This is a genomic window from Cytobacillus praedii (assembly GCF_001439605.1).
Lineage (GTDB): Bacteria > Bacillota > Bacilli > Bacillales > Cytobacillaceae > Cytobacillus > Cytobacillus praedii.
In genome coordinates this window covers 183576-199364 of record NZ_LMBX01000007.1, presented here as the reverse complement: position 1 = coordinate 199364, position 15789 = coordinate 183576, and the positions used below count along the sequence as shown (strand labels likewise).

The 15789-nt window shown below is 35.3% G+C and carries 14 protein-coding genes; 3 read left to right on the top strand and 11 right to left on the bottom strand.

Annotated features, from left to right (window positions below):
• Positions 1-490: 490 nt before the first annotated feature.
• The 4 genes from glnA to hflX form a co-directional block, all read right to left on the bottom strand.
• Positions 491-1825 carry a type I glutamate--ammonia ligase gene (glnA, locus tag ASU02_RS10180; RefSeq protein WP_057763309.1) on the bottom strand — a complete coding sequence of 445 codons (1335 nt, stop codon included), beginning with the start codon at positions 1823-1825 and terminating at the stop codon, positions 491-493.
• 36 nt (positions 1826-1861) lie between these two features.
• A complete protein-coding gene (locus ASU02_RS10175) occupies positions 1862-2263 on the bottom strand; it encodes a MerR family transcriptional regulator (RefSeq protein ID WP_057763308.1) in 402 nt (133 codons plus the stop codon).
• A gap of 167 nt (positions 2264-2430) precedes the next feature.
• Entirely contained in the window at positions 2431-3702 is a 1272-nt protein-coding gene (locus ASU02_RS10170) for a methionine gamma-lyase family protein (RefSeq protein WP_057763307.1), read from the bottom strand.
• Positions 3703-3716: 14 nt separating this feature from the next.
• Complete coding sequence (hflX, locus tag ASU02_RS10165; protein WP_057763306.1) at positions 3717-4973, bottom strand: GTPase HflX; 1257 nt, start codon at positions 4971-4973, stop codon at positions 3717-3719.
• A gap of 279 nt (positions 4974-5252) precedes the next feature.
• On the opposite strand from hflX, the gene ASU02_RS10160 reads away from it, so the two are divergent.
• Positions 5253-5855: a trimeric intracellular cation channel family protein gene (locus tag ASU02_RS10160; protein WP_057763305.1), complete on the top strand. Its 603-nt coding sequence runs from the start codon at positions 5253-5255 to the stop codon at positions 5853-5855.
• Between the two features lie 71 nt (positions 5856-5926).
• Here ASU02_RS10160 and spoVK read toward each other — a convergent pair whose 3' ends face one another.
• Entirely contained in the window at positions 5927-6874 is a 948-nt protein-coding gene (spoVK, locus tag ASU02_RS10155; RefSeq protein WP_057763304.1) for a stage V sporulation protein K, read from the bottom strand.
• 830 nt (positions 6875-7704) lie between these two features.
• Here spoVK and ASU02_RS10150 point away from each other — a divergent pair.
• Both ASU02_RS10150 and ASU02_RS10145 read left to right on the top strand, forming a co-directional pair.
• A complete protein-coding gene (locus ASU02_RS10150; RefSeq protein ID WP_057763303.1) occupies positions 7705-7995 on the top strand; it encodes a DUF4257 domain-containing protein in 291 nt (96 codons plus the stop codon).
• Positions 7996-8373: 378 nt separating this feature from the next.
• On the top strand, positions 8374-9144 hold the full coding sequence (locus ASU02_RS10145) for a DUF3298 and DUF4163 domain-containing protein (RefSeq protein WP_232426220.1): 771 nt from the start codon (positions 8374-8376) through the stop codon (positions 9142-9144).
• A 325-nt stretch (positions 9145-9469) separates the two neighbouring features.
• Here ASU02_RS10145 and ASU02_RS10140 read toward each other — a convergent pair whose 3' ends face one another.
• The 6 genes from ASU02_RS10140 to miaA all read right to left on the bottom strand — a co-directional run bounded on the left by ASU02_RS10140 (position 9470) and on the right by miaA (position 15509).
• The gene (locus tag ASU02_RS10140; RefSeq protein WP_057763301.1) at positions 9470-10141 is read right to left on the bottom strand and encodes a hypothetical protein; all 672 of its coding nucleotides are present in this window, start codon (positions 10139-10141) and stop codon (positions 9470-9472) included.
• A 47-nt stretch (positions 10142-10188) separates the two neighbouring features.
• Positions 10189-11085, bottom strand: coding sequence for an ATP-binding cassette domain-containing protein (locus ASU02_RS10135; protein WP_057763300.1), 897 nt, complete (start codon positions 11083-11085; stop codon positions 10189-10191).
• Between the two features lie 54 nt (positions 11086-11139).
• A complete protein-coding gene (locus ASU02_RS10130) occupies positions 11140-12174 on the bottom strand; it encodes a hypothetical protein (RefSeq protein WP_157684504.1) in 1035 nt (344 codons plus the stop codon).
• A 153-nt stretch (positions 12175-12327) separates the two neighbouring features.
• Complete coding sequence (locus tag ASU02_RS10125) at positions 12328-13545, bottom strand: hypothetical protein (RefSeq protein ID WP_057763298.1); 1218 nt, start codon at positions 13543-13545, stop codon at positions 12328-12330.
• Positions 13546-14287: 742 nt separating this feature from the next.
• Positions 14288-14518, bottom strand: a complete 231-nt coding sequence (gene hfq, locus ASU02_RS10120) for an RNA chaperone Hfq (protein ID WP_053475754.1) — start codon at positions 14516-14518, stop codon at positions 14288-14290.
• A gap of 28 nt (positions 14519-14546) precedes the next feature.
• On the bottom strand, positions 14547-15509 hold the full coding sequence (miaA, locus tag ASU02_RS10115; protein ID WP_057763297.1) for a tRNA (adenosine(37)-N6)-dimethylallyltransferase MiaA: 963 nt from the start codon (positions 15507-15509) through the stop codon (positions 14547-14549).
• Between the last annotated feature and the right edge of the window lie 280 nt (positions 15510-15789).

The following is a 15789-nucleotide window of genomic DNA, read 5'->3' as shown; positions in this document are numbered from 1 at the left end:
GAGATTTTGCTAATATCTTAAATTCTATTTTTTCAAAATTCCATGGTACTTGAAAAAAGGCTTCCGATAAACAGATGAAAATAATCATCGTGTCAAACAGCGGTTTTCTTTATAAATTCTATTTATTATTTACATATTTTTTTATTGTTTAATTAGATATTAATTTAATAGAACTTGCTATCATTTCTTTACTGCGTTTAATTAAAGTAGCCTGAAGATTTTGGGTTAAAGGTAAGTATTACTGCTCCATAATTTGTGGTTAATCCTGAATTTCTTTAATTTTTTTTGGCATTATAGTCTAAACTTCTACTAATCCCCCCGATTAGTAATTTGAAGTGATGGCTTATCAAAATTTACAGCTAATTTATCAATCCTAATAATCTTACAGATTATTTGTAACCCCAGTTTTTGTAACTTATTAAATTATTTCATCTGAGTTAACCATTGTAAAAAACCGCTGGAGCATCCTGCTCCAGCGGTTTCTAAATTATTAATACATCGACATATATTGTTCGCGTTCCCAAGGATGGACTTGAGTGCGGAACATATCCCATTCTATTTCTTTCGCTTCAACAAAGTGTTCGAAGATATGGCCGCCTAAGGCAGAAATAATTGTTTCATTTCCTTTTAATTTTTCTAGTGCCTCAGCTAAAGTTGAAGGCAGATCATCAATTCCTTCAGCAATGCGCTCATCCTTGCTCATCACATAAATATTTCGATCGACTGATGCCGGAGGGACAAGATTATTATTAATTCCATCAAGACCCGCTTTTAGCAGAACGGCCATAGCCAAATATGGGTTTGCTGCAGGATCCACGCTTCGAACCTCAACGCGTGTACTTACTCCGCGAGAAGAAGGAATACGAATTAACGGAGAACGGTTCTGTGCAGACCAAGCCACATAGCATGGCGCTTCATAACCTGGAACTAAGCGCTTATAAGAATTAACTGTTGGATTTGTAACTGCTGTAAAACTTGTTGCATGTCTAAGTATTCCTGCAATAAACTGACGTGCATGATCACTCAATTGCAAATCCCCTTTTTCATCAAAGAAAGCATTCTTGCCCTCTTTAAAAAGAGACACATTGCAGTGCATCCCTGATCCTGCAACACCGAATAATGGCTTCGGCATGAAAGTGGCATGCAAGCCATGTTTACGGGCAATGGTTTTCACAACTAGCTTGAACGTTTGGATTTGGTCACAGGCTGTTAGGGCATCCGCATATTTGAAGTCAATCTCATGCTGTCCTGGAGCTACCTCGTGATGGGATGCTTCAATTTCAAAGCCCATTTCTTCGAGCTCAAGCACAATGTCTCGGCGGCAATTTTCCCCAAGATCAGTAGGTGCTAAATCAAAATATCCTCCATTATCATTTAGCTCAAGAGAAGGATCTCCATTCTGATCCAATTTGAATAAGAAGAATTCTGGCTCGGGTCCTAAATTAAAGTCTGTAAAGCCCATTTCTTCCATTTCATTTAAAATTCGTTTTAAGTTGTTGCGAGGATCGCCTTGGAAAGGAGTTCCATCTGCGTTATGAATATCACATATCAGACGAGCTACTTTTCCTTTTTCAGCAGTCCAAGGAAAAACCACCCATGTGTCTAAATCTGGGAAAAGATACATATCTGATTCTTCGATTCGAACAAACCCTTCAATAGAGGAACCATCAAACATCATTTTATTATCAAGTGCTTTTTCGAGCTGGCTAATAGGGATCTCAACATTTTTAATTGTTCCCAAAATATCTGTAAATTGGAGACGGATGAATTTAACATTCTCTTCAGCTGAAATGCGTCTAATATCCTCTTTTGTAAACTTTGCCATATAATAATTCCTCCCTTTTTGTTTAAAGCCTCTTCATCAGTGAAATAAGCGAGTTATATTCGCCTGACTTGATAAATGTTGATTAAATCTCCCGGCTTGTACGATTTCTTTTCTAAGATGCCTTCTGATTTCATCATTAGATAGTTCTCTCTCTGATTTATCGAGTTTAACATCAGAAGCGATTACTTCTTGATTTTTCACAAATAATAGCTGTTTGATTCCAGCCATATTGATTCCTTGATCAATTAAATCTTTTATCTCAAGGAGTTTGTCAATATCATTGAGCGAGAACAATCTTCTATTGCCTTCAGATCGAGCTGGAGAAATCAATTGGCGCTCTTCATAGTACCGAATTTGTCTTGCAGTCAATTCAGTCAGCTGCATGACAGGCCCAATTGGAAAAAGCGGCATGGAACGTCGAATGTTGCTCCCAGTCACTTCTTTCTCCTCCTTTACATTTTTTCTATTATTAGAATAATCGATGTTAGGTTAGTTGTCAAATGCATGTTAGGTTTTCTTACATGGGATTTTCAAAAAAAAATAAAAGGCTTGGATTTTTGTTATCCAAACCTCTTTATCTAATTATTTTATTTTTATAACTTCTTTTAATTAACATCGATTAGTCCCTTATCTAATAATCCGTTAAGCGCATGACAGATGGCGATTTTAACATGAGAATAAGTGAGGCCACCTTGAACATAGGCAACGTATGGAGGACGAATTGGACCGTCTGCAGATAATTCAATGCTTGCACCCTGTATAAAAGCACCTGCAGCCATAATAACATCGTCCTCATATCCAGGCATAGGACTAGGATATGGTGTTACGTGCGAATTAATCGGTGCCGCAAATTGAATAGCTTGGCAAAACGCCACCATCTTATCTCGGTTATCAAATTGAACCGCCTGGATTAAATCCGTTCTCTTTGCATCCCATTTAGGAGAAGAATTCATGCCAAATCTCTCTAGAATGGCAGAAGTGAACACTGCACCTTTCAATGCTTGACCCACAATATGCGGAGCCATGAAAAAACCCTGATACATTTCTTGGAGACTATAAAGGGATGCCCCTGCCTCCGCACCAATTCCAGGTGAAGTCATTCGATATGAGCATGCCTCCACCCATTTTTCTTTTCCGACAATATATCCGCCTGTCTTCGCAAGTCCGCCTCCAGGATTCTTTATGAGAGAGCCAGCCATTAAATCGGCTCCGATATGACAAGGCTCCAACTCTTCAACAAACTCTCCATAGCAATTATCTACGAAAACTACTACATCCGGTTTGATTTCTTTGACAAACTGAATCATTTCTTTTATTTGTGCAATCGTAAAGGAGGGTCTAGTTGCATACCCTTTCGAACGCTGAATTCCAATCATTTTTGTATTTGGTTTAATTGCCTGTTCAACAGCACGATAATCAACGGAACCATCATTCTTCAAATGCACACTATTGTACGAAATATTGAATTCCTTTAATGAGCCGTTGCCACTTCCCCTTATCCCAACTATTTCTTCTAACGTATCATAAGGCTTGCCAGTGATATATAGCAATTCATCTCCGGGACGAAGGACACCAAACAACGCAATGGAAATCGCATGCGTGCCAGAAATAATCTGCGGCCGAACAAGAGCAGACTCTCCCCCAAATACATCTGCATAAATTTTTTCAAGCGTATCACGGCCAATGTCATCATAGCCGTATCCAGTTGTAGGAATGAAATGTGAATCACTTACTTTATTATTTTGAAAGCTTTGTAATACTCTAAATTGGTTTTCATCAATTCGTTTATCAATTTGCTGAAGGACCAATGCAATTTGCTGCTCCGCTTCATTTACAATCGGCTGCAGTTTTTCCCCATTTGATAATTGTTGAAACATGTTGTTCTCCTTATCTAAATCTTATATTTACTAATTTGTCCTGCAATTTGATGATCCTCTAAAAAATAGCCTTTACAAATGTAGATTTGTTTTTCCTCATGAAAGGATAGTTCACGAAGAACCGTCTCATTTTTTAACTGTGATAGAAATTTCCCTTCTGTAGAAGGCACCTCTACATGATAAAAGCTCATCATACTTAAAACTATTTCTTCCATAAATTTCTTTAAACTATTTCGATCCTCTTCATCAAATGCGCTAATTTGGATTGTCTTCGTTTTTGCTGTTGGGACAAAATCAGAATGCCTGCAATCTTTTTTATTATATACTACTATTTGTGGGATTTTCTCATTTTCTAAATCCTCAAGAAGCTTATTTACTGTTTGTTCATGCTGGTAATAATCTGGACTTGAACTATCTACCAGATGAAGCAATAAATCCGCCTCCCTTACTTCTTCCAGTGTTGATCGAAAAGCTGCGATGAGGGTCGTTGGCAAATCTTGAATAAAACCAACCGTATCAGTTAAAAGCGTTAAGAACCCGCTAGGTAAAATCACCTTTCTAGTCATGGGGTCAAGTGTAGCAAAGAGCTGATTCTCTTCCAAGGAGTCTGCCTCTGTTAGCCGATTAAATAATGTGGACTTGCCAGCGTTCGTATATCCGACAAGGGCAATCTGAAAAGCTTTATTTTTCTTTCGTCTTTCCCGGTACCTATCTCGGTGTTTTACGATCACCTCGAGCTGCGTTTTAATATCATTAATGCGATTTCGAATATGACGGCGATCAGATTCAAGCTTAGTTTCACCAGGCCCACGCGTCCCAATTCCGGCACCCAATCTTGATAATTGGGTCCCCTGCCCCATAAGGCGTGGCAGCAAATATTGAAGCTGAGCTAATTCTACTTGTAATTTCCCTTCTTTTGAACGAGCCCTTCCTGCAAATATATCTAAAATTAATTGTGTTCGGTCAATAATTCGTGCATGAAGATCTCTTGAAAGATTTCGGACTTGGCTAGGGGATAATTCATCATTAAAAATGATTAAATCTGCTTCCACTTCTTCCTGAAGAGCAGTTAGCTCTGAGACCTTTCCTTTTCCTATGTATGTAGCCGGGTGGATGCGCTCACGTTTTTGCGTAACAGTAGCCAATACATGCCCTTTTGCTGTTTCTGTTAATGAACCGAGCTCATCCATCGAATAACCAAATCGTTGATCATCTTCATTTGTTTGACAACCAACTAAAATGACTTTTTCAAATTCAGTCTTTTGTTCCAATCAGCAACCTTCTTTCATTCATTAATCTATTTACCATCATATCAAATATCTTGCAGCAACTCTAATTTTCGTGCCAACTCAAGGTTATTTTTATTATTCCCGATTTCAAATCCTAAATTATAATAAAAGGATTGTAAATTTCGATATTTTTGGTAAAATCATAATGTTTGCAAGAAAACTAGGAATCTATATAAAAAATTAACTTAAAGGGTATCTGACAAGTTTTTCTTTTCATATCCTATTTCAATTGGTTTTCATCATCATAGAGGAGCAAAAATAATGACTTGGGAAGTTTTAAGTATGATCGGAACAATTGCATTTGCCATAAGCGGAGCGATTGTAGCAATGGAAGAGGAATATGACATACTAGGCGTGTATATTTTAGGAATTGTAACCGCCTTTGGTGGAGGGGCAATTCGTAATCTCTTAATTGGGGTTCCTGTATCCGCCTTATGGGAACAAGGACTGTTTTTCCAAATTGCGTTACTATCTATAACAGCCGTGTTCCTTTTTCCGAATAACTTATTAAAGCACTGGCAAAAATGGGGAAATTTCTTTGATGCGATTGGTCTTTCAGCTTTTGCTATTCAAGGAGCACTTTATGCATCTGAAATGAATCATCCGCTAAGTGCAGTAATTGTTGCTGCTGTTCTAACTGGAAGCGGTGGAGGGATTGTGCGTGACCTTCTCGCTCGAAGAAAGCCTCTTGTTTTAAAAGCTGAAATATATGCTGTGTGGGCCATTCTTTGCGGGCTCGCCATTGGACTTAAACTAGCTGTTTCATCTTTTGAATTATATACTTTATTTTTTGTTATTACTGGATTAAGGGTCCTTTCATATACGTATAAATGGAAGCTGCCTGCACGGAGACTGGGTACATAAAAAAACAAGGTCAGCATCTGCTGTCCTCATGAATAAAGGATTCCGTAAAGACGGAATCCTTTTGTTATCAATTAATCCTCTTCAAATACTAAATCATTGCTTCTAATCGTAATTAATTCATGCCGATCATACGTATTTTGCATCAACAACCTCATTGCTTGAGCACGAATTGATTTTTCGATGACATTCCTGATATACCTTCCATTAGAAAAACTTGCTGGGTTTAAAACTGTTTTAACCCATATTAAATGCTCCCGAAGCTTCTTCTCAGCTTCGTGGCTAAAGGTATACTCTCTTTCCTTTAACATTCGTTGCCCGATATCCATCAATTGAAGAATTGAATAATCCGGAAAGTCAATGACAAGAGGAAAACGTGAATGCAACCCCGGATTTAAGGTGAGAAAATAGTCCATTTCTTTCGAGTAGCCTGCAAGAATAAGAATAAAATCATGCTGTTTGTCTTCCATATGCTTTACAAGCGTATCTATCGCTTCTTTCCCAAAATCCTTTTCCCCGCCTCTTCCAAGTGAATATGCCTCATCAATAAAAAGGATTCCGCCTATTGCCTTTTTTATTAAATCACGTGTTTTTTGTGCTGTATGTCCAATATACTCCCCGACAAGATCTGCTCTCTCTGCCTCGATTAAATGGCCTTTTGATAAGACGTTCATTTTTTGAAAGAGCTTTCCAATTAATCGTGCTACAGTGGTTTTTCCAGTGCCTGGATTCCCTTTAAACATCATATGGAGTGCCTGTTTTCCTGCCTTCAGCCCAGACTCCTCCCGTTTTTTATTCACGTATATCCACGCATAAATTTCCTTAATCATTCTTTTCATTTCTTCCATTCCAACCAATGTACCAAGTTCATCTTCAATATCTTTAAGTGCTGCATGTTCTGGTGGAATATCTTTTGGAAGGGGTTGAGATTCAGGTAATTCTTTTGCTAACGTCTTTCGTTTCTGTGAATTAAGGACAATACTAATCTGCCCATTATTTTTCATGCGAATCGGCTGGTCCAAAAGCGTTCACCTCACGTTCTCAAAACAGTATACGCCTAGAAGTCATTTTTGTGACAAATGCCTATATAAGATCAGGGATTGATTCTTATAAAAAAATACTATATCTATATGTATTCAAGCCGCACTGACTTCATTAAAGATTTTACGGAAAACGCTCAAAAATCCCCCGCTCCAGCTAAAACCTTAGTGTTGGGAAACTAGGTTTACCTAAGACCAGTTTGAATGGTATCAATTAAAAAGCTATTAATTAACGGAAAGATGGAACGATGACTATAAAGATAAAGAAGAGTACATATTTTCCCCTCTTTTTTTTATAATAAGTAATTTCTATATAAAATAAAATACAATTATCAAATTGTCTCCCTTTTGCCATTGAACTCTAGCATCATTCTAATTGACGAACAATCGGTTTGGCTAAAAACCTTCCGCTTTTGTAATGGTATATCATTTCAGTTTCAAAGCAATAGCTATTCGGTATTCCGAAGCCATTGCTACTTTATCAAATGTATTTATTGTTTGGCCAATGCCCCTTACCCTGCCTTCAAACGGATGGTGGGAGTTATGCCTTCAGAGACTTTTAATTGAATGGTATTAGTTTGTCTGCTATTTTATCTCAAAGGCAAAGAACTATTCATCAAAATGTAATACATTAGTATGAACACCGCAAAAATGTAATTATTATACAGTAAAGTTTTCCTAGGGTAATTATTGGAAAATTCGGTATTTTTACACATTCTATTTTAACAATATTCTTATATACTAGTAATACACCAAGAATCAAACTAAGGTCGCTTAACCAAAAATCACGACTTTAGGAGTGTGAAGTGCAAATGTTGTTGAACATTATCTTCGCTGTTTTGATTGGTGGACTAGTCGGTGTAGCAGGGCATCTAAGTAAAGAGGGGAAACTAGTAGTGCCCCGAAAAACAAAAAGGTTTATTTATCTAGGATTTTGGGAAGAAGTCATCTTAGGAGCTCTTGGTGCAGTTTTTTTGGTTGTCTATACAGATCCTGATTCAACACTGAAAGTTATCCTCCTTTCCATCATTGCAGGTTTTGGAGGAGAAGCGTTGTTAAAAGGGCTGGAGCTTTTAAAGATTCGACAAAAAGATAATAGATAATGGCATCCGAGTTACAGGATCTCTAGAATCCTATCACAAAAATTTCATAATCCTTGGAAATGGCGAACAGTCTCAGTCACTGTTCGCCATTATTTAATTGCAATGATATAGCCATCATGCCATTAACTCGAATAGAACTTGTCCTTATTATTAACATATTTCAATCTCTTAAAAGTTTTTTATAGCCATTACAATTAGAAAAAAATTTAAAGATATTTTTCAAACTTTTTTCTCCCCCCTCAGCGTCTATTATATGTAACATATCAAGGATACGTATCTAACTAAACAGGGCCCTATAAAAAATATTGTTGTTAGAACGGCGAAAGAGCCACTCAAGATACCACAAATTTAATTAACTATAAAATGGAGATGTTTCTAATGAAAAAAGGCTATAAATGGATTATTGGATTAACTGCTGCTGCAGCAATCATTACAGCAGGTGTGAATACAAGCTCATCTTTTGCTAAAACTTTATCAGATGTACCAGTAGTTGGCACAATTGTAAAGGGAGTTAATTTTACTGCTGAAGGAAAAGTTGTAAATGCCCAGCTCAAGGTTCCTAAAATAGAGAGTCTTGACAATAAAGAGCTTGAGAGCAGCCTTAATCAAAAGTATATAGCTGAAAACCAAAAATTATATGATGAGTTTAAAAAGGATGTAAATGAACTAAAGGAAAAAGGAAATGGTCATTTAAGCGTCCATTCAGGCTATGAAGTAAAAACAGATGATGAGCTCATATTCTCTATCGGACGATATATGAATAAAACTCAAGGCTCTTCATCTACAACAATGACATACGATACAATTGATAAAAAAGACCAAGTTCTATTAACTCTTCCAATCTTATTTAAAAATAATGATTATTTAGCAAATATTAGTGAAAATATTAAAAGTCAAATGAAAGAACAAATGAAGAAAGACAATAATAAAGTTTACTGGTTAAACGACCCGGGTATCGAAGACATTAATCCAGCAAATAGATTCGAGCAGATTTCTGCCGATCAGAACTTCTATATTAACAAAGATCATAAATTAGTTATCTCTTTTGACGAATATGAAGTAGCACCTGGTTATATGGGCGTTGTTGAATTCATTATTCCTACTGAAGTGATTTCTAAAGACTTAACAGGTAATAAATACTTTAAATAAGTAAAAGCAGAAAACTCTAAAGGGGTTCGGGATGAAATCATTCCGAACCCCTTTAGAGTTTTCTGCAGCTTCTATTTGTTCATTACAGAAATGCAATAAATAAAAAATTCAGTTCCTGTTCCTAAGAAATATTGTTTTTTTGCAAACTTAAGGAACGGAACGATCCTTACCAATTTGTTCATCTGCTTTTTTGATTGCATCTGACCATTTGAATGAAAATTCATTTTAATTTCTTGTAGAAAAAGTTAGTCTAATTGTTGTTTCTTTGTCCCGTTCAGATGAAAAGACCTATTGCCCCATGCTATCCAGATTCCCTTGACACTTCTTAAGAGTTAGAACTGAACTGGATTATATTTACTCCTGAAATTTTCAGTTTTTGTCCATCTTTTAAATGAACTTTACTTGCTGTGTGGCTATCTCCTCCTATTACTTCAAATACTTGAGGGGATTCACCTTGCTCGTATATTTGTAAATACCCTAAACCAGATCCAGTTACTGTATAGCTCCCTTCTTCAATATCTTTTCCTACTTCCCAAATGCCTGAACTAAGTTCTGAAGATAGCTGTGTCGTTACAGGCATTATATAAGCTTGTTCAAATCCGTCAACATGAACAATATGTGAGCCATTAACATCAACCGTAATACTCTCTACACCAAGTGGAGCAGTTCCTAAAATATCATGAAATAACAATTTTCCATGTTCATCATGTATATAAACATTCCCTGTTATATGTCCGCCAATTTTATACCTTCCTCGAGGAAGGATAACATCCTCGCCATCCTTATAAATAGGATCAATGATTACTTCCTTCGCATCTAAATTACTGCGGTCAATGGATTCATAAATGGTTTCACTGGTGTTATTAATCATTTCATCCTTTTCTTTTCCAACAATCTCATAGTTTTCCTGATAGCTTATTATTTTCTCTGAGAGTTGCTGACAGCCATTCAGAAAAAGCATACTAGCAATATATAGAAATAAAATGGTTCTTTTCATAGCTTTGCACCTCCGTATGATCTAGCGAGCTGCATACATTATGTAACTCATACCTCAAGATAATATTTTTCATAATTTTCCACTGTTCCTAGAGGCCCAATCTTTAGCTCCTTCCCTTTATAGACAAGTAACCGTTCAATCCACTCTGTTTTTTCTTCTATATCCATGTGCACTAAGGGAATACAAAAAAGATGGTTGGCTATGTAAAGATGATCGTCTGGAAATTTATAATCTGTTAAGAGTTGTTTATACTCATCAGGTTTTAATTCCATTTTAATATAGTCTTTTGTTGAATCCACTAGACTTTGCTGATGAATAATGACTCCATCTTTTAGATAAAGCACTCGGTCGGCATATAAATCTAAGTTTTCGAGTAAATGTGATGCAACGAATATTAACTTTTCTTCCTTTTTCATTTGAATCAAGCAATCCGAGATCAGCACAACATTTGCTATGTCAAGGCCATTCATAACTTCGTCCATAAGCATTACTGGCGTGTCAGCCGCCATCATCATTGCAAAACATAATCTTTGCCGCATACCCAAAGAATAGGTTCTCACTTTCTTCTTAACATAGCTCGTCATTTTCAATTTCTCAATAATGGAGGGAACATGTTTTGTTGTCCCCTTCCACATATTCCCGTACAAGTTCATATGGTCTACACCAGTTAATTCTTCAAATAAATCATCTTGGTCAGGAAAGGTCACTAGTTGTTTGCGAATGGAAAGTTCATCCTTTTCCGTTTTATATTCAAACTTATTATTAAATATCACAACACCCGAATTAGGTTTCAAGTAGTTAGACATTACTTTAAATAATGTTGTTTTGCCTGTACCATTAGGTGCTACTAAACCAATAATTTCCCCTTTTTCAGCTGTTAATGTCAATTTATCTAAAACTTTTTTGTCCTTATAAGCGACAGTAACATCTTTTATTTTTATCACTGCTTCTCACTCCCTTTTATTTGAAATACACTTTACCTTATCCAATATGATGATTTAGAACACTTTCTCTAAAGGCACATCTTTCGGTTTTCTTCGATAGCTATATGTATTGATTAAATAAATGGAAATGTTCAAAAAGATTGTCACTGCCATTAACAAGATGATTGCATACTTGTAGTCTATGGAGCTATTCCCCAACTGAATGGCTAGATCACCCGATAATACTCCAGCAATATTAATGAATTTAATCGGATGTAAATAAGAAGTGTTCATACCAGCGGACACAAGCAGGTCTGGAAGATAATAGATTCCTAATCCAACAAGTAGATTGGCAAAAGCGTTTTGGAATAACATATTAAGCAATATAGAAAAATACAGCAGCACCACGGTAACAAGAGCCATTCCCAGAATAATAAATACAAGATATTGTGCAGTAGAAACTGCCACATAATCTCCAGTTTTATAAATTAATACAGGAAAAGAAAAATCTTTAGCATTTAGTTTTTCAACTGCATAAGTACACCCGATTAGAAAACCAATAAGCAAAAATGAATAAATGTATATAAAATGAACAGCAACTTTAGCATTTACTTTTTTCATGAATGATATTGGAAATCCTTTAACTAGCGTACGATGGCGCTGTTCAAATACAAGTAACTCACTCCCGCTAATTAAGATAATCGTTAAAAATAACAACCCGCTCATTGATTGTAGAGCGTTGACAAAATAATAATTTGTTAAAAATGAATCCGCACCAATTGGCAGCTTGTGATCTTTCATATAGTTTAATAGAGCATTTTCTTTAAGAATTTCTTCTCTTGGTGTAATAAGGTAATCAGGAATTCCTTTATTCCCTAGCTCATGAACCTTTAGGCGCAATTGATTTAATTCCAGGCCATTTTCTATATATTGTTCACTATCGTCCCCAATCCCCAAATAGTACACTTGAAAATTAATCAAGGAAGATTGCTTTGTAAGAATATCGTAGATTTCACTGATTTCAGGTACATCCTCACGCTGAACCTCTATATGATCAAACGTTGCATTCATAATCCTTGCTTCTTCTCTCTTTTGATCTTTTAATGACATTGGTTCTTCCTGGCTGCTATTAATAAAAAATACAAGAAAAAAAAGCAATAGGCATGAAGCTACAAACCAGTTTTTTCGATTGTGCAATAATATTTTTGTTTCAAAAAGTGTATATTTCCAGAACATATTCCATTTCCTTTCTTTTGAAATGGCTCAAATGCCTTGATAAAAACGCCGCTTGTTAATAATGCGGGAAACTGCATAAAGCACAATTTCCAAAATAAGGAGCGTAATCATTAAAACAAGAATCCCTTTTCCATACGTAATCGTCTCTAAATTCACTAAATAGTTTTTTTCCCCTGTAACGATTTTACCGAACTCAAAATACGTTTGTGGAAAATTGCTAATTTTAATACCAAATAAATCTCTTAATGTTCTCGAAAAATAAATCCGTTCGGAGAACAAAATAGCTGTGCTAATCATAAGGACAAGCCAAGCATTTTTAAATAATAAGCTTAAAACAGCATTTAGTCTTATAAAAAGATGGATTAGAATGGGTAAAAAACTGAATGCCATAATCAGAAATTTAGCCATGGATAAAGTGTTATAATCATTTAAACTAGAGCCAAAAGATCCTGTTTTCTCCGTAAGTATAATAGGGACGTGAATATCAAAAGATCCAAAACCATTTAGAATGGTAAGGACTGTGACCGATATTAATAGGAGCCCCGCCAGAATAACAGTTGTATATGTGAATGAAACAAATGTTTTTAAATTAATTAAGCGGTACCATGAAATAGGTATTCCCTGTAAAATTGTCCGATTTTGACGGTCCTTTGCCAACATATCGCTGCTAAAATAGATGGCACAAAATAAAATTGCTAACACAGATGAGCTTAAGAGAAAATTTTGGATTGTCTGCAAAGCAGTTTTTTGTTCAATTATCTTGTAGGTAATGGGCAGCTTCTCTTCTAAATATCCTTGGTAACGAAGTATCGTTTGGTTATATAAGTGAATAGTGTCCTTCCCTGGAAAAGGAGATTTTGAAATAATTAATTCATCTGAAGTAATGCCATGGAAAGCAAAATCCTTCATCCTTAAGTGGCTAAAACGAATGAAATCTTGATCTTCAAATGCGCTAACGAGTTTACTTTTTATCTTATATGAATATTCAGCCTCAGCATAAATGGCTCTCCCCGCCATGTTATGGAAACCGGTTGCGCCTCTTGATTCTCTCCCCTTTTGAATTGCTGCTATATCCTCTATCTCTTGCTTTACTTCTTGGTGATTAAAGGAGTCTGGAGTTTTTTTCGTTGGCAGGACCAAAAAACTGTAACTAAAAATCAAAACTATCAAAGAGATTATAAATAAAATATTTTTCTTGCTTTTGCTTATCGTTTTGAACTCATGGATGATTATTGATTTATTCATCTTGACTTCTCCTTTTAAGGCATCCTATTTCGAAATAAAGTTATTCTGTTCAAATTCATATGTTTTTCATACCAATCTATTATTAATCAATTTTAGTATGGTTTTATTTCAAATTTTGGGTTTTATAGGAAATTCATCTTCCTTATCCATTATAAGAGTTTAATCAAAATAGTACAGTTAAAATTTTAAAATAATTTATATTATTCGGAAAAAATATCAGATTTTAGTAATAAAATAACAAAAAAAGACATAGACAAACCGCCCATGTCTTTATTCCGTTTAATTAACTTGTAAAGATAGCTATAAGTCTATGAGTCGAAGCGGAAGATTGAAAATAGAGATGAAGACATGAAATAGGCATTCCAATCTTCCTTTACATATTAGAATGGCATATTCCAGTTAATAAATTAATCTCAGCTTGATAGAAATACTTTGGTTTTTATGGAATTTAAATAAGAAATTTAAACCAGGAATGATCAATCTTCTCTATATTGCCGTCTTAAAATCTTGGATTGTAATTTTCACTAATTAAACTGCCTTGTTCACAGACTGTTTATCCCCCCATATTCACACTTATCTAATACTTCCAATTGCTTTTTCCTGAATAGAAACAATTGCCGGATTACCATTTTTTCTTTTTTATCTAAAACTATCTCTGTATTCAACTTTTCAACTTACTCAAAAAAAACCCCCGCTACAATAGAAGCGAGGGTCACGTTCATTTATTTATATAACAAGACTTTTACTGGTTATCCATATCCAGCTGTACATTTCGCTGAGGTGCAAATGTTGAAATAGCATGCTTATAAACAAGCTGCTGCTTTCCTTCCGATTCAAATAGTACAGTAAAATTATCAAAGCCTTTAATTTGTCCTCTGATTTGGAATCCATTTAATAAAAAGACCGTTACATTGGTATTATCCTTGCGAAGCTGATTTAAAAATTGATCCTGAATATTGATCGATGTTTTCATACAATTTCCTCCTCTTTTATCTCTAATACTATGTATTCGATTTTAATTGCAGCTTTCCTTCAATATGTGTGGAAATTTCATCAAGTTTTTTTTCAAATCCTTCTAAACCCGCGGCATCAGTCATATCAAACCAGTCGACATTCATTTTATTTCGGAACCAGGTTAACTGTCTTTTCGCGTAACGTCTTGAATTTTGTTTTAACTGTGTGACAGCTTCTTCAAGCGTAACACGGGCATGAAAGTATTCATAAATTTCTTTATATCCAATTGCTTGAATTGATTGACAGTCCTTTAATCCTTGCAAGTATAATTTCTCTACCTCTGGGAGAAGTCCATCTCTTACCATTAAATCTACTCTATAATTGATACGTTCATACAGCTTATCCCGTTCCATTGTTAGTCCAATTATAGCTGTTTCATACATCAATTCAGGCTGCTGTATTTCCTGGTAATCGCTTACGGTTTTTCCTGTACAGTGGTACACTTCTAGCGCTCTAATTACTCTGCGAACATTATTTGGATGGATCTTCCTTGCGCTTTCAGGATCTATTTCCATCAATTCTTGATGCAGCTTCTCATTTCCTTCCTCATCTGCTCTTTTTTCCAGCATGATTCGAAAACGATCGTCAGAAGGAGCTTCCGAAAATTGATAATCATAAATAACTGACTGAATATATAAACCAGTTCCACCAACAATCATGGGAAGCTTTCCTCTTTGAGATATTTCCGTAATTTTCAATCGGACAAGTTCTTGAAACTCGGCAACCGAAAAAGGCTCGTCAGGATTCTTAATATCAATTAAATGATGTGGAATTCCTTCCATTTCAGTTGGCTTAATTTTTGCTGTACCGATATCCATCCCTTTATAAATTTGCATCGAATCCCCGCTAATAATTTCCCCGTTGAATCTTTTTGCTAATTCAATACTTAATTTCGTCTTCCCCACTGCTGTTGGACCAATCAGTACAACAAGCTTTTCCTTCTTGTTCAATTTACTCTCACTGCCTTTACTGCCTACTATATTATCTATTCCCTAATTGTATAACAAGGATATTTTCTCCTATCGTATCATATTGATAAAATTCTTTCCTGTTTTTTATCATTTCACTAACAAAATTAATTTCCACATCTACCCATTATTAACAGAAAAAGATCATGCTATTCATTTATCATTGGATATAATCTGCCATATTCTTTTCATTTATTAAATATATTGGTAAAAATTTCTTCGTTTTTTACATTTGATTTACGTTACGATAACAATTCCTTTT

Bases quoted from the DNA above. Each gene is read 5' to 3' on its own strand.
- ASU02_RS10145 (WP_232426220.1), top strand. From the start codon at position 8,374: ATGAAAAAAGGCTATAAATGGATTATTGGATTAACTGCTGCTGCAGCA.
- hfq (WP_053475754.1), bottom strand. From the start codon at position 14,518: ATGAAAACATCGATCAATATTCAGGATCAATTTTTAAATCAGCTTCGC.
- ASU02_RS10125 (WP_057763298.1), bottom strand. From the start codon at position 13,545: ATGAATAAATCAATAATCATCCATGAGTTCAAAACGATAAGCAAAAGC.
- ASU02_RS10140 (WP_057763301.1), bottom strand. From the start codon at position 10,141: ATGAAAAGAACCATTTTATTTCTATATATTGCTAGTATGCTTTTTCTG.
- ASU02_RS10170 (WP_057763307.1), bottom strand. From the start codon at position 3,702: ATGTTTCAACAATTATCAAATGGGGAAAAACTGCAGCCGATTGTAAAT.
- ASU02_RS10160 (WP_057763305.1), top strand. From the start codon at position 5,253: ATGACTTGGGAAGTTTTAAGTATGATCGGAACAATTGCATTTGCCATA.
- glnA (WP_057763309.1), bottom strand. From the start codon at position 1,825: ATGGCAAAGTTTACAAAAGAGGATATTAGACGCATTTCAGCTGAAGAG.
- ASU02_RS10130 (WP_157684504.1), bottom strand. From the start codon at position 12,174: ATGTCATTAAAAGATCAAAAGAGAGAAGAAGCAAGGATTATGAATGCA.
- ASU02_RS10150 (WP_057763303.1), top strand. From the start codon at position 7,705: ATGTTGTTGAACATTATCTTCGCTGTTTTGATTGGTGGACTAGTCGGT.